This window comes from Streptomyces xingningensis (assembly GCF_054957865.1).
Genome location: NZ_JBDJPF010000009.1, coordinates 1 through 19914 on the forward strand (window position 1 = coordinate 1; position 19914 = coordinate 19914).

The window sequence follows — 19914 nt, forward strand, 5'->3', positions numbered from 1 at the left end:
CCACGGCGCGAGCCGTAGGAATCCCCCTCGTTTACGAGGGGGAGGATGTCAACGATCTCCCGCACCCGCACGCGCTCTGCCACCTGTACAGCTTGCCGGACGCGCGCCGCCGGAGGGGAATCCGGACGGCGCGTCACCTCGCCACAGCACAAGGGCCGCTGATGCGGTACTAGCCGGGATTCAGAACCTCATCGTCCGCGTGCGTGCCGAACTCGGCGACGCGCACCTCCGCGATGTGCTCGTACCGGTTGATCCGGTCTGTCCACTCCGCGTCGACGCCGAACGCCACCTGTGCGAAGCCCACCCGCCCGACGGCCTCGGCCAGGCCCGGATCGCCTGGGGCCAGCAGCCGCACCGGGGCGTCAAGCGCCACGGTGTGCGGCGGCACGAAGTACTCGTCCGGCAGAACGGTGCGCGCATGGACGAGCGCGCCGACAGCGACAACCGAGCCGGCCCCCAACCGTGCGCCCTGCAGGACCGTCGCCGCGGTCGCCACATAGACGCACCTGCCGACCTCGCAGCCCAGCAGCGTGGCATGCGGCCCCACGAAGACGTGGTCGTCGACAAGCACCGGCTGGTCGCCGGCGACCGCAGACCCGCGCAACACCGCGTTCTCGCAGATCACTGCCGCCTCCCCGACCTCGATCCGAGACCCCTCGGCATCGAGCACCGCACCGTACATCACCCGCGCCCTCGGCCCCACGCGGACATCACCGACGAGTGTGGCCGTCGGGGCGACATAGGCGGTGGGATGGACCTGCGGTTCATGCCCGCGATGCCGGATCCGGATTCCCTGCGGTTCAGTGATCATGAGCGGATTCTCGCCCGACCGACCGCGAGCATGCTGGCGGATTTCCGACATCACGTTCGCCGAGACCTGTGCCATCCGCGATCTGAGGCACTACAGGGCGAACGTTGCCCGATACGGCATTAGCTCACCGTGGCGCGCACCATCAGCGTGCCGATGTGGTCGGGCTCGGGGGCGTCAAGGACGCTCGCTTCAGCGTCCTTGAAACCGGCCTTCAGCAAGAGATTTTCCCACCTTGGCCGGGTCGGTGAACCAGACGGCGCCGAACATCGAGAACACGGCGTCGTAGGTCTCCGTGCTGCCGCTCAGGTGGTCCAGGACCTCGGCGCAGACGAAGTGCGCCCCCAGCGGTCCCCACCGTTCCGTGGTGTGCCCGACCATGACGGGCGAGAGGTCCACGCCGGTCACCTTCACACCTCGCTGCGCCAGGTAGGCCAGCGCGCGCCCGGTGCCGCATCCGATCTCAAGCACCGTTGCCGGATCGCCGAGCAGTTCAGGGCCGGGTCCGTGGTCGGCGTACTGAGTCCAGCGGAAGACGGGGGCTGCTTCGAGCACGTCCTTCTTGGTGCTCTCGGCGTAGGCGTCCCAGAGTTCGCGTTCGCTGTCGATGTTGTGCTGTGCGGGCAACGGGTCTCCTCCGTGTGGGGTCTGGACGCGGTACCGCCCCCACCCTCGGAGAGGAGGGCAGGGGCAGGCACTGTAGCGCCGTGTCAGTGGCTGTCGGGCACCTTGTTGTCACATGGCGAGCCGTCGGACGCGTCCACCGACCAGAGCTCGTCATCGATGTCGAACCCGTTCTTGCGGATCAGCTCCGCCGTGCGCATCACCGTGCCGTCACGGCGACGCTCGATCAGCGGTGCATGGTGCTTGTAGACCCCGCCGTTGTACTCGTCGCACAGGGCGAAGTAGAGCGGCGTGTCGAGAATCAGCTGATGAACCCCGATGCCCACGGTGTAGCCGACGCCCATGTCCACGCCGGGGCGCTCCATGGCGGTCATCAGGTACGCGATGCCCTGCCCGAGGATGCGTTCCGCGAGGCTCCGCACGGCCACGCTGTCACGGAGCAGCAGCCTGACTTCCCGCTCCCACAGGGAGTCAACGCCGACGTCGGCGACGAGGTGCGGCACGCGCTGCTCTAATGCGTTGAGGATGATGCGCGGATCACGGGTCCGCGTCTGAACTGCTGCGCTCATGGTGCCTATCCCTTCGCTGTACGTGCGGGGAGTCGGTCCCCGCACCGTGGTGCGACCCACCCCGGCCGCTCGACCTGCCCAGGGTTTCCACCACCGGGGCGGGGGTCTCTACTCGGCGCGAACCACCATCGCGAACGATGTGCGGATGCGCCGAAACCCAGCGTGTCCGGACCGGCCGGTGTGGCTCATGCACTCCACATCGACAGCCGCCGAGCCTTCAGCGGGTGTTGCCTTCCACTTGCAGTGCAGGCACTCGGCCTCAAAGGTCACGTCCGTGTCCGGGTGCTCCGCGATCTGGTGGACCACGTATCGCATAGTCGTCTTAACGCTCACAGTCCGCCCTTACGGCTCCGCCGGTTGACTTCCGCGACCTTGGCTCTCAGCCCTTCGGAGGGCGGCGCCGGCGAGGGTGTGTAGTCCGGGCAACGTGCGCTTCCGCACTGGCACTTGGGCCACCTGAGCCCGTCACCGGGCGCCAGGTCCGCGCCGTCGGAGCCGGGAGTGTCCTTCCGCACCAGGAGCACGCCGCCGACCCCGCGCGCCCCGGAGAGGCAGGAGAGGAACCGCCGCGCTTCGCTGCTCTGTGCCGTGTCGGGCTGCTCGCTCTGTTCCATGCTTCGAAGCTAGGAACGCGCCGTTCCAGCAAGCCACATGTTTGCGCATGTTTGCGTGCCATCTTGACGACGCATAAGGGGAGTTGGACCCTCGTCAACGTCCGCAAACAGCAGCAACCCTCCCGACAGGAGAGCGATCATGCGGCTAACGTTCCTGGGCAAGGTATCCAACCCCACAGAGTCACCCACCCTGTACGCCAGCGACCAGGACACGTACGTCGTCCAGGGGTGGAAGGTCACCGATCCGGAGATCACAAGCAGGCTCGAAGTCCCCAGCGGGGAAACGATCGTTGAGGTACCGAGTGCGCTGTTCGATCACCTGATCAACGACGGCGTCACCGGCACCGTGAGCGCGTGGGCATGCCCCATCGTGCATGTCACTGGCAGCGGTAACTACATCGTGCAGGGTGAGGCTGTAAGCGACGCTGAGACGCTGGGGCAGATGAGCATCCCGGGTCACGAAGACTGCGTAGAGGTCAGCAAGGCAGCAATTAAGGCGCTCTTGGAGGAAAACGCCGATGGTTCTGGTCACGGCTGAACAACGCGATGAGCTGTTCTCGACATTCAAGAAGGACGCGTTCCACCTGGAACTCCAGGATGAATACCGCGTCTCCATCGAGGATGGCCCATACGCGAAGTGGCGGAAGGGGGAGTTTGACGACTTTGCATGGTTTCGTCCGTGGCTCGATCAGACGCACACCCTCACCGCAGCAGGAAAGTCCATCCGTCGCGTCCGGATCGTGACAGAACCAGTATCCGAGTACATCAGGTGGGAGCTCGAACTCACCCCGATGAACCACGAAGCGGGGGAAGAAATCCGGTGGCTGCCACGGCAGCGCATCCCGGATGGGTTCAATTTCCCGGCCAGCGGCAACGACTGGTGGCTGTTCGACGGCGAAACTCTGGCAGTGACCCACTTCCGCCCAGACGGACGGTTCGAAGGCGCAGAGCTCATCACTGATCCGGCTACAGTCGAGCACGCTGTACGCGTCCGGGATCAACTCTGGTCTCTCGCAATCCCGTACAACGAGTACACCCGCTGATTCCCGCCCGTGTCTCACCAAGCCCAACAAGCGCGTGAAGCGTTCGGCGCCCGGCTAAGAGAACTCCGCAAGGGTGCGGGGCTCACTGGCCGGGCGTTGGCTAATGCGGCCAACTGGCACCTGTCTAAAGTCTCCCGGATCGAACACGGAAAACAGAACGTCAGCGATGACGACATTCGCGTCTGGTGTCGGATTGTCCGGGCCGACGAACAGGTAGTCGACCTTATTGCCACTGTCCGCCACATTGAGGCCATGTGGATGGAGTGGCGACGCATGTTCACCGCTGGCGCTAAGACCCCTCAGAAGCGTTCACTATCGCTCTACGAGAAGACCTCAACGTTCCGCATTTACCACCCAACCGTGGTATGGGGAACGCTGCAAACTGCCGATTACGCGGCTGCCACCTTTCGCCAGGTAATCGAATTTCTTCAAATTCCCGACGATACGGATGAAGCCGTTTCCCTACGCATGCAGCGACAGCAATACCTATATCAAGGGGATCGCCGGTTCAGTGTAATCCTTGGAGAGCAGGCGCTCTACACCAACTACGGGGGCGCAGACGTAATGCGCGGGCAGCTAGACCGCCTATTGGCAGTCATGACCCTGCCGCGATTGAGCCTCGGGGTCATCCCTCGTAAGGCGGAGCAAAAGATCTGGCCAGGAAACTCATTCAGCATCTTCGATGACCGCCTAGTGGTCGTGGAAACATACTCTGCCGAACTCGCGGTCACACAACCCCGGGAAATTGCACTCTACAATCGAGCGTTCTCATTGCTCCAACAGTCGGCAGTTTACGGTCACGAGTTGCGGGGATTGATTGCTGCTGCTCTTGCCGAACTAGATAGCGGTAGTTGAGGCTCAACGCAGAAATGCCCCGCACCCGTCGCCCTGGTGGGGGTGACGAGCGCGAGGGCTTGGTGGTGTTGTCAGCCGGCGAGGACGTTGGTCAGCCGGGCAGCAGTCTTCCCGCCGAACAGGGCGAGGCCGCAGTGGAAGTCGATGCGCGTTCGGTGGACGGGCTTGTCGTGGGACTCGCCGAGGTCGGTGACCTGTACGCCGCCGTTGGTCAGGCCGGACATTCCGGCGTCGGCCTCGGTGGACCCGAAGCGGACTGCGTAGATGTCCCCGGTCTGCGCCGAGACGGCGGAAGCCGGATTCGATCCGGGCGCGGAGCGCGGGGTTTGCGGGGCATGGGGTACCTCCGAACATGGGGGTGGGGGGCTGGCGAAAGTCGTCGACGACCCAAGGTGCAGCGATTGTCACCGACGACATGCCGTTCCTGGTCGACTCCCTTTCCGCTCCGTATGGCCGATCAGGACCCTGAAAGCGCCGCAAGGGGGCAGGTCGCATCGGTGACTCCTGCCGGAATCTGCACCAGGGTGAGGCTTCGCTGCCGCCGCGAATATCGCGTATGTCCGAATTGGTGACAGGCTGTTGGGTGGCAACTTCGTTCAGCGTCAGGTGGCCCGTGCTGAACTATTGCCATGACTCGCAGGGCAGACAGCAGAGAACAGCCGCCGCCACAGTTCGAACTACGTTGGGGTGGACTGCACTTGACGATTCAGTGCGTCCCCGTATGGCTGGTCACGCTACTGACCACAGCCACCGGAACCGGTGCAGCCTGGTGGACCAGCCGGTGAAGCGAGTAGGGCCGCAGCGCCCGCCCGTCGTCAGCTCGGGACATCCGGAAGGGCTTCCCGCCTTGGGTGGGGGGATTTCGCCAGGTATCGCCAGGTGGCAGTCAGATGTTCCTTCCCTCGCTCGGTGCGCCAGGGTTCAGTGAAACCGCTCGAACCGGAGGGCACAGTGCCCCGCGCCGTGGCTGTCAAGCCTTGATCGATATACGCCATGGTTCGCCAGGTAGCGCCAGATGGTGTGTCAGAGGTTCGGTGCGTGAGAGTTGGCCGAACTCACCCATCGGGAGGCCATGGTGCCCAGCACTCGGATACCGCAAGACAACGCTCGCCCACAGCTTGAACTCCGCTGCGGTGGACTTCACTTGACCGTCCAGCGTGTCCCCGTATGGCTGGTGGCGGCCCTCACCACGTCCACCGGAAGTGGACTCGCCGCATGGCTCACGTCGCGCTAGCCCCGACCCCCGCCACACCAACCGACGGAGGCCAAGGGCCATTGGTGCGCCACCAGGGACTCGAACCCCGGACCTGCTGATTAAGAGTCAGCCGCTCTGACCAACTGAGCTAGCGGCGCGACAGGAATACTACCCAGTCGGCCGTTCGAAGCAAATCCCGATGGGCGAGCGGAAGCGCCTACGCCGGGGCCGGATCGTCGCGCGGGGCGACCGGCCGGTGACGGCTGGGGTCGTCCTGGGTGGCAACCGTGGGGGAGACGGCGAACACTCCGTCATGGAAATGCCGCGCATAGTAGTGGCCCAGGCCGGTGTGGGTGCGCAGCCAGGCGCGCATATCGGCCTCCGTGGACGGGAGTTCGTGCAGCAGCCGGTCGAAGACCCGGGCGTGGTACGCCACGGCATACGTGGTGACCGGGCCCTGTGCGCTCCGGAGGTGCTCGCAGCCGGGGGCCTGCTGGAGGTGATGGGAGTCACCCAGGTAACAGAGGTTCCACCGCTGGTCGGCGAGTTCGGAGATGTTGGCCGCGAGGATGCCCGGCGCCTCGGGGTGGAAGGCGACATCGTCCTCGAGGACCAGGATGTGGTCGACCCCCTGCTGCCGCGCCTGGGCGATGGCCAGCCGGTGCGCGAGGGCGCGCCCGGCCTCGCGGGCGTCGGGTGTGGACACCGCCGGCTGCAGGCGCCGGACGCGATGGGCGATGCCCAGGCGGCGGAAGCGCCGGCTGACCGCGGCCCAGCGCTGGGCGTCGGCGTCCGGGTTGATGCAGACCAGGGCGTCGAAGTAGTTCAGCGGGTGGGCCTTCTCCGCGGTGTAGTCGGCCAGCCAGCGCTCGACGACATCCCCGCAGGTCTCGCGGTAGTAGTCGAGCACCGGCTCGACGGCCATCCCCGCTTCCTCCCAGGCCATGAGGTAGTTGTGACAGCGCTCGGCGGCGTCCACGGGGTAGCTGACGCCGTGCGGCCGGGCGAAGCGATGGGTCCAGCGCAGAAAGGGCAGGCACAGTACGCGCGCACCCGCCGCCCGGTACTTCTTGTGGATATAGCCCTCCTCGCCGCCATGGCCGCGCATCCTGGGGTTGAACCCCAGCCAGGCCTCCTTGCGGCAGGCGAACAACCCCAGCCCCTGCATGCCGATCTCGAACGGCGGGGCGTCCGGGTCCATGCCGCGGGGGTCGCAACCCCACACCCCGAAGAGGTTGTTGAACACCGGGTCCATATGGGTCTGGACGGTGCACAGGTCGTCATTGAGCATGGGGCCCTGCAGCAGATCGCGGGAGCGCGGGTGGGTGTCGGCGTAGTCGAGGAAGCGCGCCAGCGCACCGGGCGCCAGCAGGACATGGCAGTCCACGCACATGACCCACTCGGTGCGAGCCTCGCGGAAGATCAAGTCCCGTACGCCGGTGCCCTTGATGTGGTCGACGGGCAGATAGCGCAGTCCCGGGACGGTGCCGTCCAGGCCGCGCAGGGCAGCCGCGGCGGGGCCCGTCGGGTCGTTGTCGAGGAGCAGGATGTCGACCCGGTCGGCGACCTCCGGGTGGTAGAGCCGGAGCGCCAGGGCCGTGAAGTAGGCCCCGTCGTAGTCGTCATGGACCGCCATGCCGACCGTCAGCCTGCTGGGCGTCCCGGTGGAGATGGAGTCCGGGGCGTAGGAAGCGGGGAGGGACGCGGTTGTCATCGGGACACTCCCCTAGGGCGCGGCGAGCCAGCCGTGGAAGGCGAAGCGGCTGTCCAGCAGCTTCGCCGACGGGCAGGTCACCGGCCGCACCTGATACCAGGCGTCGGCCGGGAAGAAGACCAGGGAGTCATGATCGGGCTGGACGTCCCGGAAGGACTCCGCGACACCGGGGTGACCGTCCCGCACCGTGGTGTCGAAGACCCGGGTCTGTCCGCCCAGAAAGCCCCGTGGCCGCCGGTGCAGGTGATAGAGGAAGGTGACCTTGCGCGGGTCGCCCACCCCGGCCGCGTCCCGGCCCGGCGGGAGTTGCTGCAGGGGCTCACGGGAGAGCTGGTTGTGCATGGTGAAGCCAAAGGCGATCCGTACGTCCGTCGCGGGCACGCCCAGCATCGTCATCACCATCGGCGACAACCGGGTCAGCGCCTCGGCCAGGGCCGGGAAGCGTCCCGTCTGATCCGTGCACCGCCAGTTCGGCGGCACCAGCATCTCCGTGCCGGAGCCCTGTTCGCGGACCTCCGCCATCAGCGCATGGCACGCCTCCTCCAGCAGCCGGTCGGCCGCCGTGGCGCCCAGTACGTCATCGAACCGGCACATCTGTGTTGCCAAGGACACCGTCGTCGCGGCCGTCGCTTCGGCCACACCAACGCTCTCGGTCATCGAGTCACCTCCCGCTCCTCACCGCTCCCGCGATAGTCCGGGCTGCCCGTGCGACGGGTACCACTTGACTTGTCGTATGAAACGCGCCGGGGCGTGGACGGGCCCGACCGTCACTCGAACGGCCTCCTCGGCCGGGCGACCGGCCGGTGGCCCGCTTACCGTGCAAGGGCGTAAGCGCAATGCACATGACCTTGATCCGGGAGTGTGAACCATGACCGCTTCAACGCATGACCGCATAGCCGCACTTCTCGGCGCGACCGCACTGGCCGCCACGCTCTCCACGACCGTCGCCGACCTCGCCTCGGCCGCCGAGCGCCCCGCGAGCGGCCGGCTCGACGGGGTGGCCTGTGCCGCGCCCGCGATGCACTCCGGTTCCCGCGCGGGGGTGGACCCCACCCTGCCGACGGTGCCCGGGGTCACGGTGCCCGCCGCCCCCACGCTGCCCACGGTGCCGAGCCTGCCGCTCACGCTGCCGACGACTCCCCCGCTCCCCATGCTCCCCGGGCTCTGAGCCGGGCTCAGGGGACACCCTCAGCGCACCTGACCTGACGGGAGTGTGAACCATGACCGCTTCAACGCATGACCGCATAGCCGCACTTCTCGGCGCGACGGCGCTCGCCGCCACGCTCGGCGCGGCCACCACGGGCACCGCCTCGGCCGCCGAGCCCGCCGTGCATCCGGCCAGTGCTCAGCCCGGGGCCTGGCCCGCGCAGCCCACGCTGCCACCGCCACCGTCGTCGCCGGTCGACTGCTACACGGACCCATGGGCGTTTCTGTATCCCCAGTGCAATGCGCCGGACGACCCGTTCGAGCCGTACCTCGACCTGGACGACCCCGGCTTCTGAGCGGCCACAAAGCAGCCTGGGCTCCCGTCGGTTCGACCGACGGGAGCCCAAGCTCATTGGTGCGCCACCAGGGACTCGAACCCCGGACCTGCTGATTAAGAGTCAGCCGCTCTAACCAACTGAGCTAGCGGCGCGGAACGAATATTACCGGATCTCTTGTTCGAAGCAAATTCATTTGTTCGGTGAATGTGGCCGCCTCGCCGCAGTCCGTTCCATTGAACGGACCGGAAGGTTTCCGGCTGGGCCTCGCACTGGCATCCTGAGTCAGCCGTGTCACGGCCGTCGCGGGGGACTGACCCGCAGATTCTGGAGCGCCCTTATGGAACCGCTATTCCGCATGTCATTAGTCCGTCCCGCGGTCAGTCAGGACCCGGGCCGCCCGAGCATCCAGCTGGCCCAGCAGTCCGCCTTCCAGGACGCGCTGGCCGCCGCCTCGGGATCGAGCACCCCGCGTACCGAACTGCGGCGCGTATCGGGAGAGTTCGTCGCCTCGGCCCGGTTCATCGGAGGCCCGGAGAAGACCCCGCTGGCGGCCGCGACCGCCGCCTTCGGCGCCGCGCTCGCCCGGCTGATGGCCAACCCGCCCACCGAGCAGACCGAGGCGTTCCGGCCGGCCGTCGTCAACGCGGTGCGCGATGCCTATGGCGCCGAACCGGCCGCCGTCGTCGGCGGCCAGCCCTATCTGGACTCGGTGTCCCGGCTGCGGGACAGCCTGCTGGCGATCAAGTACCTGCCGAGCGAGCAGGCCCGGCCGATCGACGCGCTGACCGAACAGCTGCGATATCTGGACCTGATCGCGCGGATGGTGTCCGACCCCGTGTTCCCCGCCCAGCCGGACGACGCCCGGCGGGCCCTGCGACGGCCCCTGCAGCTTCCCCGGGCGACCGGCCTGGAACCCGAGCTGTCGACCGCCGTCGCGGAACAACGGCAGCGCGAGCAGGAGGCCCAGGCCGCCGCCCAACGCCGGGAACAGGCCAAGCAACTGCTCTCCACCCACCAGCGGTTGCGGGACGCGGTGGGCGAGCTCACCAGCCTCGGCGGCGAGCATCTGCAGGCCACCGTCCAACGGCCCGGGGACGGCTCGGTGCCGCCCGCGGACTTCCAGCCCCCGGCCGCGCTGGCACGACAGGTGAGCTTCCACACCCGCCTCGGCGAGGCGAACCTGCGCGCCCTCGGCCCGGTGCCGCCCGCGCCGCATTCCGCGGACGCCGCGGGCGACCCTCCGCCCCCGCCCCCGCAGCCCCAGGTGGAGGGCGCCGCCAAGCTCGCCGGAGAGGTCTTCGGCGCCAAGCCCGACCTGCTGTCCGGCAACTCGCCCTTCAAGCCCCTGCAACTCAGCGACATCGGCTTCCGGCTGCAGGCGAGCGCCGCCGACAAGCTCAGCACGGCCACCAAGACGGTGCTGTCCGAGCGCGGCATCGGCCTGACCGCCCAGCCGCTGGACCGCATCGTGAGCCTGCTGCGGGACGAACAGGCCTCGATCGGCGGTGAGCTGGAGGTCCTGATGGGCCGCCCCACCCGGCACAGCGTGAAGCGCATCGGCGACACCCTGGTCACCGTCTCCACCTCGCTGCCCTCCCCCTGGACGGCGCTGGTCGTCGGCGAGATCCCGCCGCCCGAATCCATCCCGTTGGAGGGCAGCCGGATCCCGCACACCCGCGGCACGGTCACCCCGTCCGGCGTCGCGGACCTGATCCTGGTCCGCCAGCAGCTGGTCGGCTATGAGGGCGCGGACATCGCGCACATCGAGAATGTGCTGCGCGGCGAGACAAAACAGCGCGATCACAGCCGGCGGCAGGAGACCGAACAGATCAGCCTCACCGAGTCCGAGGTCACCACGACCGAGGAGCGGGACCTGGAATCCACCGACCGCTTCGAGATGACCCGGGAGGCCAGCTCGGTCATCAAGGAGGACGCCCAACTGAAGGCGGGGCTGACCGTCTCCGGCAAATACGGGCCGACGGTCGAGTTCAGCGCCTCCGCCGAGGGCTCGATGTCCCGTTCCAAGGAGGAGGCCACCAAATCGGCCGCGACCTTCGCCCAGGACGTGACCCAGCGCAGCTCCAACAAAATCGCCAAGCGGATCCTGGAACGCACCTCGCTGCGCGTCACCACCGAGGTGATCGAGAAGAACAGCCACGGACTGGACAACCGGACGGGCATCAACAACATCTCCGGCGTCTACCAGTGGGTCAACAAGGTCTACGAAGCCCAGATGTACAACTACGGGCTGCGAACCATGTTCGACTTTATGATCCCGGAACCGGCCGCCTACTTCATCGAGACCCTGCGCTCGGCACACGCCAGCGCCGTGAACCTGACCAAGCCCACCCCGTTCACCCTGCGCCCCGACGAGATCACCGAGCTGAACTACACCCAGTGGGTGCAGCTCTACCACGCCACCGATGTCGCCCCGCCGCCGGAGATCTACCGCACCAAGTCCTTTGACTTCAAGGCGGGCGGCGGCGACAGCAAAACCGATTACACCCACTCCGGCCAAATCACCATCGACGATGGCTATATGGCCGTACAGGCATCCTGCGGCGTGGTGCGCACCATCTGGCAGCAGGACTACAACATCGATGTGCTGATCGGCAGCAGGACGCACCGATTCGCCAACGACGACCCATGGCTGTGGACGGCCCCCATGACCGGGGAACGCGACTCCGTCCCCGTCGCCATCAGGACCTGGCGGGCCGCCTCCGTCGCCGCCGGCATCGAGGTGACGTGCCAGCGCACCCAGCGGGCCATGAACAAGTGGCGCCTGGATACGCACGCCAAGATCACCACCGCCTATCTGGCCCGGCTCTCCGAGTACGAGCAGAAGCTCGCCGAACTGAAGATCCAGGCCGGGGTGACCATCCACGGCCGCAACCCGCAGAGCAACCAGCTCCTGGTCGCGGACGAGCTGCGCAAGAACTGCATCAGCGTCCTCACCGACCAGCACTTCGACCTGTTCGGCGCCATCAACGTCGCGCGCGGCGAGCACGGACAAAAGATCCCGCAGATCGACGTCGCCCAGTCCGCCGCCGAGGGCGCCTATGTGCGGTTCTTCGAGCAGGCCATTGAATGGGAGCATCTGACCTGGGTGGCGTACCCCTACTTCTGGGGACGGAAGAACCAGTGGGGCGAGCGGCTGACCTATGAGGACCCGGACCCGCAGTTCAACCAGTTCCTCAAGGCCGGCTACTGCCGGGTGACCGTGCCGATCCGCCCCGGCTTCGAAGGGGCCGTCGACCACTATATGAACTTCGGCGAACTGTGGAACGGTGGCCCGCTGCCCGCCATCACCAGCCCGCTCTATCTGCCCATCGCCGACGAGATCGCCGAACGCCTGCACCGCCCCGGCGACGAGGTCCCGCAGGGTGCTCCCTGGCGGGTCCGCATCCCGACGACCCTGGTCAAGCTGCGCCGCGACGACGAACTGCCCTCCTGGCACAAGGATCCCTCGGGCCAGTGGGTGGAGAACTGAGCCGGCCGATGGCATGGGACCTGAGGCCGTACCAAGCGGCCCTGCGCCTGGCCGAGTTGACCCTGACGCGGGCCCTGCTCAACCCCTCCGCGACCTCCGGCCAGGTCGCCGCCGCCCGCCGGGCGGCGGAGATCATGGAAAAGGACCTCCAGGGCAACCCCTCGGCCGTGGTGCGCCAGTTCCCGGTCGGGCCCGACGGCACCGGATTCACCGGCCCCGAGCGGTGGCTGTTCGCCTCGCAGAGACAAGCGGGGCGGGAGACCTGGGCCGACCCGCCCGACAAGCTGCTCGACAAGAGAGCGGAGTACCGCGAGTTCGCCGACCTCCTGCGGACGAGCAACGAGCACCGCGTCAAATACACCAGGGCCCCGCAGCAGGGCCGGGAGTATCTGATCGACTACAACACCCCCGAAATCGGCCGCATCATGCGGGTGGTCGCGGATGAGCTGGTGAAGTGGTTCGACCAACACCCGCCGGACGACCTGCTGTTGCAACTGAGCGCGGGTGCGGGATATGCGCTCTTCCTCAAGGAGCGCCTCGACATCGTCGCCCTGCTGCGCCTGGTACAGAAGCTGCAGCCGGATGTCGAGATCGGGGAGATCCCCATCGAGAAGCCGTTTGAACAGCAGGTCGTCAACCAGGCGATCGAGCTGTTGCCCGTCGTCGGCAGCATTGTCGAGCTGTCCGAGGCGTTCACGGGTGAGGACCTGTTCGGCTACTCGCTCGACCCCCTGGACCGCGCGCTGCTGGCCGTCGACGCCCTGCTGCCGCTGGCGGGCAAACTGACCAAGGTCGGCCGGGTCGCCTATACGGAGGCCAAGTTGGTGCGCCTGTACGGCCAGGAGGCACGCGCCTGGAACCGTGCGGTCGTCGCGGCCGACCGGATGGCCGCCAATGGCCCCGCCCTGCGGACCATCAGGCGCGCCGAGGGCGAACTGGCCGAGGGGATCCGTGCGAAGCGGAAGGTCCGGCTGGACGAGAAGACACCCGGCGCGCTGGGCAGAATCACCGGCGGTGGCGGTGGCGGCGGCCGTTTGGGCGGCGGTGGTGGTGGGGGTGGTGGCGGAGGCGGCGGTGTGCCGGACTTTGACGACCTCATCGCCCAGCTGCTCGGACGGCTGTCCGGCAGGTACCGGGTGCTCACCTCCCTGGATGTGCCGTCCTTGCGGCGCGTCCTGGAGAAGGGGGTCGAAACCAACATCCTCAAGGGGCAACTCCTCGAGGAACTCACCGAGTACCGGGTCGTGCCCTGGCTCAGGGAGCGCCCCAGGGCGTTCGCCCTGGGGGTGCAGACAAACGGGAGGAAACTGGAGTTCATCCCCGGGCACCTGATCAGCGACCAGTCCGGGCGACAGCTCACCGACGGCCTCCTCGGCTACCGCGAGAACGGCGTGTTCAACCTCTCGGCGATCTTTGAGGCCAAGGCCGGATTCCGGCAGACGGCCCGCGGGCTCAGCCGCGCCGCGGGCGGCCCGTCCGCACTGACCCAGGAGGAACGGGTAACGCTGAGGGCCCTGGTGAAGGAGCAGCTGCGCGATGAACGAGCGCTGGCCGCGGCCGCGGGGAATCCCTACCGGAAGACGGTGGACCAGCTGATGAAGGAGTACCGACTGGCCGAGCTGGGCGGCCAGTTCAGAAGGGACATCGAACGGCTGTCGCCGGGCCAGGATGCCCTGGTGCAGATCTACTTCGGGGAAGAGCTGCTGCCGGTCCGGCTGTCACCGACCCGGACCAAGCTGTTCGGCGTGGTCCCGGGGGATCTGCCGCTGACCACGGCCCAGCTGATCCGGGAGGAGCTCAGGGCCGAGGGGTTCAAGAACGTCGAGCTCATCGGCGTGGACGCCACCCGCGATCAGCTCAACAGGATCGCTGCCGAGCTGAAGCCGCTGGCCCAGCGCCTCGCCGAGGAGGAGCCGCCGTAGGGGTGGCGGATGGGTCGCGCTAGGGTGCGCGGGATGAGCCTTCATGTAGTGATCGGTTTCGGGCCCGCCGGGGCGGCCACCGCCCGGCTGCTGGCCGAACGTGGCTGTGCGGTACGGGTCATCACCAGCTCGGGTCGGCCCGCGGAGCCCGGAATCGAGCATGTTGCGCTGGACGCGGCGGTGCCCGAGCGACTGACCGAGTCCGTGCGGGGCGCGACCGCGATCTACCACTGCGCCGCGCCGCCGTACCACCGCTGGGCACGCGACTGGCCACCACTGGCCGCATCGGCCAACGCGGCGGCCATGGCGACCGGTGCGGTGCTGGTCATGCTGGGCAACCTCTATGGCTACGGCCCGGTCACCGGCGAGCTGACCGAGGACCTGCCGCTCGCCGCCACCGGCGCCAAGGGGCGGGTGCGGGCCGAGATCTGGGAACAGGCACGGGATCTGCATGAGCAGGGCCGGCTCAAGGCGGTCGAAGTACGCGCCTCGGACTTCTTCGGCCCGGGCGTGACCGATGGCGGGCACCTGGCCGCGCGGGTGATGCCGCAACTGCTGCGCGGCAAGCCGGTCTCCGTGCTCGGCGACCCCGACACTCCGCACAGCTGGAGCTATGTCCCCGATGTGGCCAGGGCACTGGTCGAGGTCGCGGGCCGGGAACAGGCCTGGGGGAGGGCCTGGCACGTCCCGACGGAACCCCCGCTGCCCATCCGGGAGATGACCGACCGGCTTGCGGCGCAGGCCCGGGTGAAGCCGGTTGCGGTGCGCAGGCTGTCGCCGGTGGTATTGCGCGCGGCATCGCTCTTTTCGCCCCTGTTGCGGGAACTGCAGGAAATTCGCTATCAGTTCGACCGGCCGTTTGTGATGGATTCCACCGCATACTGCACCGAATTCGGTGGCGGCGCCACGCCGCTCGCGGAACAGCTTGAGGCGACCGTGGACTGGTGGCGCGAACGGTTGGACCGGGGATCGACGGGCGCGTCCCCGTCGGGCGGCTCGACGGCGGGGCCGAGCGCACGGTAGTCGGGGAAGCGGTGGGTGCCGCATATGGTGCAGAGGGCTGCGCCGTCCGGGGTGGTGGTCCACCAGTCGGTGGGGTGTGGGCAGTTGGTGGCGGCGGCCGTCATGGGTGCGCCGTTCGCTGGTGGCGGCCCATGGCCACGGTCCATTCGGTGGCTGCTTCGCGATCCCCCGCGTCGCTGGCCTCGTGGTACGCGCTCTTGATGCGGGTGCACTCGGTGCAGCGGGTGCGCTCCGCGCTGGACGGGATGCGGCGGATGTCCTCGGGGTACGCGTGCCACTCGGTGCCGCCCGCGGGCGGGCGCAACTGGTAGCGGGACCAGCGGTGGTCCATGACCTCACCGAGGCGCTTGCGGGCCGTGTCCCAGACGAGTTCGCCTACGGCGGGTGTATGGGGGGTAGGTGGCATGTGGGGGCAACCTCTTGAGCGATGTTTACCGTGTGTGCCTCAAGGGTCGCGCTCCGCTCGTACGCTGACCAGGTAGATCGCCTGGACGCAAGTAAGCGTCCAGCCAGCGTCGGGAGTTCGCATGGGTGTGCAGGCCGAGGGTCCTGAGTCGCCGTTGGAGCACTTCGGGGACGAGGTGCGGCTGGAGCGGGAGCGGTTGGGGATGTCGAGGGAAGAGCTGGGGAAGGAGGCGCATTGCAGTTACTCATTGGTGGCCAAGATCGAGACTGGCGAGCGGGTTCCGGCTCCGCAGTTCGCGGAAGTGTGCGATCGCGTCTTTCCGCACGCGCATGGGCGCTTCTCGAGGTTGGCTGGGTTTGTGCTCAAGTGCGCGTTTCCGCCGTCGTTCCGCAAGTATGTGGAGCTGGAAGAGATCGCGACGGCCATCCGGCGGTTCCACACCCTTCTGCTCCCAGGGTTGGCGCAGACCGAGGAATATGCACGTGCTGTCATGGCCACGGGCCGTGAGCGAAACCAGGAGGACCTGGTCACGGCTCGGATGGCGCGTCAGCACATCCTGACGCGTGAGAATCCACCCCAGTTGTGGATCGTTCTGGAGGAGTCAGTTCTCCGGCGTGCGTTCGGTGGACCAGCTGTGATGAAAGGGCAGCTGGAAAGGCTTCTGGAGCTGGCGGGCACTGCACCGCACGTTGTGCAGATCGTTCGGGACGGAGAGAAAACTTTTCACGGAGTTATTACCCCATTTGGTTTGCTGTCCTTCGACGAGGGTGCGGATGTGGCGCACGTGGATTCCTTCCTGGGCGGGACGTTGCTGGCAGACCCGAAGGATGTGGCATTGGCGAGGGAGGCCTATGCGTTGATTGTGGCGAAAGCGCTGCCGCCCGACGAATCATCGCTCCTGATCAAATCGGCATTGAAGGAGCTCTATTCATGATTTGGCGTAAGTCCAGTTACAGCACAAACACCAGCAACTCGGACTGCCTGGAAGTCGCCGACAACATACCCAACACAATCCCCGTCCGCGACAGCAAGCACCCCCACGGCCCGAGACTGTTCGTCCCGGCCTCCTCCTGGACCGAGTTCATAGCCGCCGTCCAGGATGGCACCCTGCGCCACCCGTAACCAACCCCCGTAATCCTACGTTCCAACCGCTTGGACGGCGAGTTCGCAAGGACCAACAGGCGAGAACCTGCAGTCGCTGTCATCATGGCCAAACCTACGCAAAGGCGTCGGTCACTTTCGGTGGAGTAATCTCACGGAAGGGGCCTCGAAATGACTGCAGGGATGGGGCCGCTTCGGCGCATCGGGATCGCGGCGGAGCATGAATCGCCGGAGGATCCCGAGGGTGCGGATACCAGGGTTGCGTTGACCCCGGCAGGGGTGGAGGCGCTGGTCAGGCATGGGTGTTCGGTCCAGGTCGAGGCCAATGCGGGGCGGGCGCTGGGGTTTCCCGATGCCGCCTACCGCGAGGTCGGCGCATCGATCGGGTCGCGGAAGGACATTTATCCGGGCAACGATCTCGTGATCAAGCTCAAGGGGCCCGCGCATGAGGACCTTTCACACATGGATCCCGGCTCCACCATGCTGTGCATGGCTCATGTGCAGTCCGTCCCGAAGCGGGCCGAGGTGGCCAATGCGCGGGGTGTCAATCTCATTGCCATGGAGCTGATCGTCGAGCAGCCCGAGGTGCTCACGGACGCCTATGTGTGCAGCCAGTTGGCGATGCGGCAGATTCTGGCGACCGTGCCCAATGGCACGGCCTCCGCCACCGAACTCGACGTCGCATTCCGTGGGTTCACCCCGGAGGTGTTCGGTGCGCTGCAGTATGTCGCGCGGCGGCGGCCGCGGACCCTGCACATGTCGCAGTCGGGGCTGCCGGGTTATGAGCTGCCGGTGTCCGTCGGGCTGGCGCACCAGGGGTGCCCGGTGGGGCACTATCCCTTTGACGAGATCACCGCCGGTATCGCCCCCTCGGCGATGGGCGAGTACCGGGCGAGGTATCCCCTGGGGATGCGGGGCAGACGCAAGATTCAGTCGCTCCATGAAACGGGCCGGGCCGGAGCCCTGTTCGGCATTGAGCTGGCGCTGCGCAAATCGCCGACCGTGCGCACGGTCGACGACTTGGGAGTCAGCATCCTGGGATATGGCAATGTGGCCTTCGGCGCACTGGACGAATGCATGCGGCATGGGATTTCCCGGGTGGACATACTGACGAAGCGGGCCACCCGCAGGCCGTATGTCCGCAGCTATCTGAGATCCAGCGATCTCATCATCAATGGCGTGGAACAGGGCCCCCGGTATCGCGGCAACGACTACATCATCACCAATGAGGACCTGAAGTCCGTGCTGCGCCCCGGTTCGGTGGTCATCGACCTGATGGGCGGAAGCGCCGCCAATCGCACGGCTGTTGAGCCGATAGTCGAGTGTATGCGCCCCGGCGATCCTTATTCGGTTCAGGAAGGGGTGTATCTGGCGTCGGTGTGGGGCTGGCCGCTGCTGGGGTTCCGCAAGGAGTCCGTGGAGCGGTACAGCAGCCAGATCGTTCAAGTGCTGCTCTCCGATGAGCGGTTGCTCAACGGTTGGGCGAGTGCCCCGGCGAACCTGGTGCAGGCACTGGTCGCGGGGCCGGTGCTGGAACGGACCCGGCTACTCTCTTCTCAACGAGTGGCACTCAGTGCCACACTGCGCGCATGATTAAGCGATCGATCAAACATGTTGACCATGCCTGGGCGACGCTGGGCGGTGACCCCGGGCTCACCGCCGGAATCGAATACGGGGGTCCGGGCGGGGTGCTGCCCGCGCGGCTGCCGGTAAGGGAGCTGGCCCGGGCGACGGTCGCGGTCTGCGGACTGGCCGCCGCCGAGTTGCGGGCCGCCCGGCATGGCCTGGGCCCGCTGCCGACGGTGCGGGTGGACGACGGGGCGGTGGGGACCGCGTTTCTCAGCGAGCGCCGGCTGCGGGTGGACGGCCGGGCGCTGGACTCCTTCGCCCCGCTGTCGCGGTTCTGGCGCACGAGCGATGGCTGGGTGCGGACGCATGCGAACTATCCGCATCACCGGGCCCGGCTGCTGGAGGCGCTGGGGATTGCGGACTCCGCCGATGACGAGGCCCTGGTCGCCCGGGTCGCCGCCGTGCTGGGCGAGCGGGCGGCCGTGGAGGCGGAGGAGACGGTGTACGGGGCCGGTGGGCTCGCCGTCGCCGCGCGTACGCCCGGTGAGTGGGCCGCGCATCCGCAGGGGATGGCCGTCGCGCAGCGGCCGTTGCTGAGCCTGGAGCGGTTCGCGGACGGTCCGGTACGGGAGTTGAACGGGGGCGAGCTGCCCGCCGAGGGGTTGCGCGTGCTCGACCTCACGCGGGTGATCGCCGGGCCGGTGGCGACCCGTACGCTCGGCCTGCTGGGGGCGGATGTGCTGCGGGTGGACTCGCCGGGGCTGCCGGAGAGCCAGGACGCGCACAATGACACGGGGTTCGGTAAGCGTTCGACTCTTCTCGACCTCGGCCGCCGGGCCGACCGGGCGACGTTCGAGGAGCTGCTGGGCGCGGCGGATGTGCTGGTGACCGGGTACCGGCCCGGAGCGCTGGAACGGTATGGCCTGGCCCCGGAGGTGCTGGCCGAGCGCCGACCGGGCCTGGTGATCGGGCAGTTGAGCGCGTGGGGTTCGTACGGTCCCTGGGGTGAGCGGCGCGGCTTTGACAGCCTGGTGCAGGTGGCCACCGGCGTTGCAGTGCTGGAGGCGGGTTCTGACGGGAGCCCCGGTGTGCTGCCCGCGCAGGCGCTGGACCACGGCACCGGGTATCTGCTGGCGGCCGCGGTGCTGCGGGCGGTCACCGAGCAGCGGGCTGCGGGTGGGACGTATCTGGCGCGGCTTGCGCTGGCCCGGACGGCGGCTTGGCTGATGCGGGGTGTGGAGGGTGATGAGGGTGTTGAGGGGGAGTCGGGTGCGTCGTATGAAGCCGGGGCGTATCTTGCCGAGGCGGAGGGGCCGTTTGGCACGTTGCGGTATGCGGTGTCGCCGGTGGCGTATGAGGGCGGGCCGGGTGGCTGGGTGCGGGTGCCGGGGCGTTGGGGTGGGGATGCGGCGGTGTGGGGGTAGGGGGTTTTGCCCCTGCCCCGCCCTTTCACCGTTTCTTGGGGCTGCGCCCCCAAACCCCGAACGCGGCTTCGCC

At 67.6% G+C, this 19914-nt stretch carries 21 protein-coding genes, 2 tRNA genes and 2 pseudogenes; 13 read left to right on the forward strand and 12 right to left on the reverse strand.

Going from position 1 to position 19914, the window contains the following annotated elements; genetic code table 11:
- Positions 1-169: 169 nt before the first annotated feature.
- From ABCR83_RS07050 to ABCR83_RS07070, 5 genes and pseudogenes are all read right to left on the reverse strand, one after another.
- Complete coding sequence (locus tag ABCR83_RS07050; protein WP_462693955.1) at positions 170-811, reverse strand: gamma carbonic anhydrase family protein; 642 nt, start codon at positions 809-811, stop codon at positions 170-172.
- A gap of 119 nt (positions 812-930) precedes the next feature.
- A pseudogene (locus tag ABCR83_RS07055) lies at positions 931-1435 on the reverse strand (class I SAM-dependent methyltransferase).
- Between the two features lie 83 nt (positions 1436-1518).
- Positions 1519-2001: a hypothetical protein gene (locus ABCR83_RS07060; protein ID WP_462693957.1), complete on the reverse strand. Its 483-nt coding sequence runs from the start codon at positions 1999-2001 to the stop codon at positions 1519-1521.
- Positions 2002-2109: 108 nt separating this feature from the next.
- Positions 2110-2316, reverse strand: a complete 207-nt coding sequence (locus ABCR83_RS07065; protein ID WP_462694075.1) for a DUF7848 domain-containing protein — start codon at positions 2314-2316, stop codon at positions 2110-2112.
- Between the two features lie 14 nt (positions 2317-2330).
- Complete coding sequence (locus ABCR83_RS07070) at positions 2331-2615, reverse strand: hypothetical protein (protein ID WP_462693958.1); 285 nt, start codon at positions 2613-2615, stop codon at positions 2331-2333.
- Between the two features lie 139 nt (positions 2616-2754).
- Here ABCR83_RS07070 and ABCR83_RS07075 point away from each other — a divergent pair, with 139 nt between their 5' ends.
- The 3 genes from ABCR83_RS07075 to ABCR83_RS07085 are packed head-to-tail and all read left to right on the forward strand — an operon-like array spanning position 2755 to position 4513.
- A complete protein-coding gene (locus ABCR83_RS07075; RefSeq protein ID WP_462693959.1) occupies positions 2755-3153 on the forward strand; it encodes a hypothetical protein in 399 nt (132 codons plus the stop codon).
- Positions 3134-3658, forward strand: a complete 525-nt coding sequence (locus ABCR83_RS07080; protein ID WP_462693960.1) for a DUF6879 family protein — start codon at positions 3134-3136, stop codon at positions 3656-3658. Before ABCR83_RS07075 ends, ABCR83_RS07080 begins: the two co-directional genes overlap by 20 nt.
- A gap of 9 nt (positions 3659-3667) precedes the next feature.
- Positions 3668-4513 carry a helix-turn-helix domain-containing protein gene (locus ABCR83_RS07085; RefSeq protein ID WP_462693961.1) on the forward strand — a complete coding sequence of 282 codons (846 nt, stop codon included), beginning with the start codon at positions 3668-3670 and terminating at the stop codon, positions 4511-4513.
- Between the two features lie 71 nt (positions 4514-4584).
- On the opposite strand, the gene ABCR83_RS07090 is transcribed toward ABCR83_RS07085, so the two are convergent.
- Positions 4585-4737 (reverse strand): hypothetical protein, encoded by a 153-nt coding sequence (locus ABCR83_RS07090; protein ID WP_462693962.1) that lies wholly within the window; start codon positions 4735-4737, stop codon positions 4585-4587.
- Between the two features lie 128 nt (positions 4738-4865).
- On the opposite strand from ABCR83_RS07090, the gene ABCR83_RS07095 reads away from it, so the two are divergent.
- Complete coding sequence (locus tag ABCR83_RS07095) at positions 4866-4982, forward strand: hypothetical protein (RefSeq protein ID WP_462693963.1); 117 nt, start codon at positions 4866-4868, stop codon at positions 4980-4982.
- A gap of 807 nt (positions 4983-5789) precedes the next feature.
- Here ABCR83_RS07095 and ABCR83_RS07100 read toward each other — a convergent pair.
- From ABCR83_RS07100 to ABCR83_RS07110, 3 genes are all read right to left on the reverse strand, one after another.
- A tRNA-Lys gene (locus ABCR83_RS07100) sits at positions 5790-5866 on the reverse strand.
- Positions 5867-5925: 59 nt separating this feature from the next.
- The gene (locus ABCR83_RS07105; RefSeq protein ID WP_462693964.1) at positions 5926-7422 is read right to left on the reverse strand and encodes a hypothetical protein; all 1497 of its coding nucleotides are present in this window, start codon (positions 7420-7422) and stop codon (positions 5926-5928) included.
- Between the two features lie 12 nt (positions 7423-7434).
- Positions 7435-8079 (reverse strand): 2OG-Fe(II) oxygenase, encoded by a 645-nt coding sequence (locus ABCR83_RS07110; RefSeq protein ID WP_462693965.1) that lies wholly within the window; start codon positions 8077-8079, stop codon positions 7435-7437.
- Positions 8080-8290: 211 nt separating this feature from the next.
- Here ABCR83_RS07110 and ABCR83_RS07115 point away from each other — a divergent pair, with 211 nt between their 5' ends.
- Both ABCR83_RS07115 and ABCR83_RS07120 read left to right on the forward strand, forming a co-directional pair.
- Complete coding sequence (locus ABCR83_RS07115; protein WP_462693966.1) at positions 8291-8590, forward strand: hypothetical protein; 300 nt, start codon at positions 8291-8293, stop codon at positions 8588-8590.
- Positions 8591-8642: 52 nt separating this feature from the next.
- Positions 8643-8924, forward strand: a complete 282-nt coding sequence (locus ABCR83_RS07120; RefSeq protein ID WP_462693967.1) for a hypothetical protein — start codon at positions 8643-8645, stop codon at positions 8922-8924.
- 57 nt (positions 8925-8981) lie between these two features.
- On the opposite strand, the gene ABCR83_RS07125 is transcribed toward ABCR83_RS07120, so the two are convergent.
- Positions 8982-9058, reverse strand: a tRNA-Lys gene (locus tag ABCR83_RS07125).
- Positions 9059-9261: 203 nt separating this feature from the next.
- On the opposite strand from ABCR83_RS07125, the gene ABCR83_RS07130 reads away from it, so the two are divergent.
- The 3 genes from ABCR83_RS07130 to ABCR83_RS07140 are packed head-to-tail and all read left to right on the forward strand — an operon-like array spanning position 9262 to position 15341.
- Complete coding sequence (locus ABCR83_RS07130; RefSeq protein WP_462693968.1) at positions 9262-12396, forward strand: hypothetical protein; 3135 nt, start codon at positions 9262-9264, stop codon at positions 12394-12396.
- An 8-nt stretch (positions 12397-12404) separates the two neighbouring features.
- Entirely contained in the window at positions 12405-14318 is a 1914-nt protein-coding gene (locus tag ABCR83_RS07135) for a hypothetical protein (protein WP_462693969.1), read from the forward strand.
- A gap of 33 nt (positions 14319-14351) precedes the next feature.
- Positions 14352-15341 (forward strand): NAD-dependent epimerase/dehydratase family protein, encoded by a 990-nt coding sequence (locus tag ABCR83_RS07140; protein ID WP_462693970.1) that lies wholly within the window; start codon positions 14352-14354, stop codon positions 15339-15341.
- On the opposite strand, the pseudogene ABCR83_RS07145 reads toward ABCR83_RS07140, so the two are convergent.
- Positions 15308-15487 (reverse strand): annotated as a pseudogene (locus ABCR83_RS07145) (DUF6255 family natural product biosynthesis protein); the annotation flags it as partial. The gene ABCR83_RS07140 and the pseudogene ABCR83_RS07145 sit on opposite strands and share 34 nt — an antisense overlap.
- On the reverse strand, positions 15442-15747 hold the full coding sequence (locus tag ABCR83_RS07150; RefSeq protein WP_462693971.1) for a hypothetical protein: 306 nt from the start codon (positions 15745-15747) through the stop codon (positions 15442-15444). The gene ABCR83_RS07150 and the pseudogene ABCR83_RS07145, both read right to left, overlap by 46 nt.
- A 121-nt stretch (positions 15748-15868) precedes the next feature.
- Here ABCR83_RS07150 and ABCR83_RS07155 point away from each other — a divergent pair, with 121 nt between their 5' ends.
- The 4 genes from ABCR83_RS07155 (at position 15869) to ABCR83_RS07170 (ending at position 19841) form a co-directional block, all read left to right on the forward strand.
- Complete coding sequence (locus tag ABCR83_RS07155; RefSeq protein ID WP_462693972.1) at positions 15869-16681, forward strand: helix-turn-helix domain-containing protein; 813 nt, start codon at positions 15869-15871, stop codon at positions 16679-16681.
- Positions 16678-16869: a DUF397 domain-containing protein gene (locus tag ABCR83_RS07160; protein WP_462693973.1), complete on the forward strand. Its 192-nt coding sequence runs from the start codon at positions 16678-16680 to the stop codon at positions 16867-16869. The genes ABCR83_RS07155 and ABCR83_RS07160 overlap by 4 nt, the downstream gene beginning before the upstream one ends.
- A gap of 150 nt (positions 16870-17019) precedes the next feature.
- The gene (locus ABCR83_RS07165) at positions 17020-18441 is read left to right on the forward strand and encodes a hypothetical protein (RefSeq protein ID WP_462693974.1); all 1422 of its coding nucleotides are present in this window, start codon (positions 17020-17022) and stop codon (positions 18439-18441) included.
- Complete coding sequence (locus tag ABCR83_RS07170; RefSeq protein WP_462693975.1) at positions 18438-19841, forward strand: CoA transferase; 1404 nt, start codon at positions 18438-18440, stop codon at positions 19839-19841. The genes ABCR83_RS07165 and ABCR83_RS07170 overlap by 4 nt, the downstream gene beginning before the upstream one ends.
- Positions 19842-19914: the final 73 nt, after the last annotated feature.

Bases quoted from the DNA above. Each gene is read 5' to 3' on its own strand.
- ABCR83_RS07150 (WP_462693971.1), bottom strand. From the start codon at position 15,747: ATGCCACCTACCCCCCATACACCCGCCGTAGGCGAACTCGTCTGGGAC.
- ABCR83_RS07135 (WP_462693969.1), top strand. From the start codon at position 12,405: ATGGCATGGGACCTGAGGCCGTACCAAGCGGCCCTGCGCCTGGCCGAG.
- ABCR83_RS07095 (WP_462693963.1), top strand. From the start codon at position 4,866: ATGGGGGTGGGGGGCTGGCGAAAGTCGTCGACGACCCAAGGTGCAGCG.
- ABCR83_RS07130 (WP_462693968.1), top strand. From the start codon at position 9,262: ATGTCATTAGTCCGTCCCGCGGTCAGTCAGGACCCGGGCCGCCCGAGC.
- ABCR83_RS07050 (WP_462693955.1), bottom strand. From the start codon at position 811: ATGATCACTGAACCGCAGGGAATCCGGATCCGGCATCGCGGGCATGAA.
- ABCR83_RS07105 (WP_462693964.1), bottom strand. From the start codon at position 7,422: ATGACAACCGCGTCCCTCCCCGCTTCCTACGCCCCGGACTCCATCTCC.
- ABCR83_RS07120 (WP_462693967.1), top strand. From the start codon at position 8,643: ATGACCGCTTCAACGCATGACCGCATAGCCGCACTTCTCGGCGCGACG.
- ABCR83_RS07110 (WP_462693965.1), bottom strand. From the start codon at position 8,079: ATGACCGAGAGCGTTGGTGTGGCCGAAGCGACGGCCGCGACGACGGTG.
- ABCR83_RS07155 (WP_462693972.1), top strand. From the start codon at position 15,869: ATGGGTGTGCAGGCCGAGGGTCCTGAGTCGCCGTTGGAGCACTTCGGG.
- ABCR83_RS07075 (WP_462693959.1), top strand. From the start codon at position 2,755: ATGCGGCTAACGTTCCTGGGCAAGGTATCCAACCCCACAGAGTCACCC.
- ABCR83_RS07090 (WP_462693962.1), bottom strand. From the start codon at position 4,737: ATGTCCGGCCTGACCAACGGCGGCGTACAGGTCACCGACCTCGGCGAG.
- ABCR83_RS07060 (WP_462693957.1), bottom strand. From the start codon at position 2,001: ATGAGCGCAGCAGTTCAGACGCGGACCCGTGATCCGCGCATCATCCTC.
- ABCR83_RS07065 (WP_462694075.1), bottom strand. From the start codon at position 2,316: ATGCGATACGTGGTCCACCAGATCGCGGAGCACCCGGACACGGACGTG.
- ABCR83_RS07170 (WP_462693975.1), top strand. From the start codon at position 18,438: ATGATTAAGCGATCGATCAAACATGTTGACCATGCCTGGGCGACGCTG.
- ABCR83_RS07140 (WP_462693970.1), top strand. From the start codon at position 14,352: ATGAGCCTTCATGTAGTGATCGGTTTCGGGCCCGCCGGGGCGGCCACC.
- ABCR83_RS07080 (WP_462693960.1), top strand. From the start codon at position 3,134: ATGGTTCTGGTCACGGCTGAACAACGCGATGAGCTGTTCTCGACATTC.
- ABCR83_RS07115 (WP_462693966.1), top strand. From the start codon at position 8,291: ATGACCGCTTCAACGCATGACCGCATAGCCGCACTTCTCGGCGCGACC.
- ABCR83_RS07160 (WP_462693973.1), top strand. From the start codon at position 16,678: ATGATTTGGCGTAAGTCCAGTTACAGCACAAACACCAGCAACTCGGAC.
- ABCR83_RS07070 (WP_462693958.1), bottom strand. From the start codon at position 2,615: ATGGAACAGAGCGAGCAGCCCGACACGGCACAGAGCAGCGAAGCGCGG.
- ABCR83_RS07165 (WP_462693974.1), top strand. From the start codon at position 17,020: ATGACTGCAGGGATGGGGCCGCTTCGGCGCATCGGGATCGCGGCGGAG.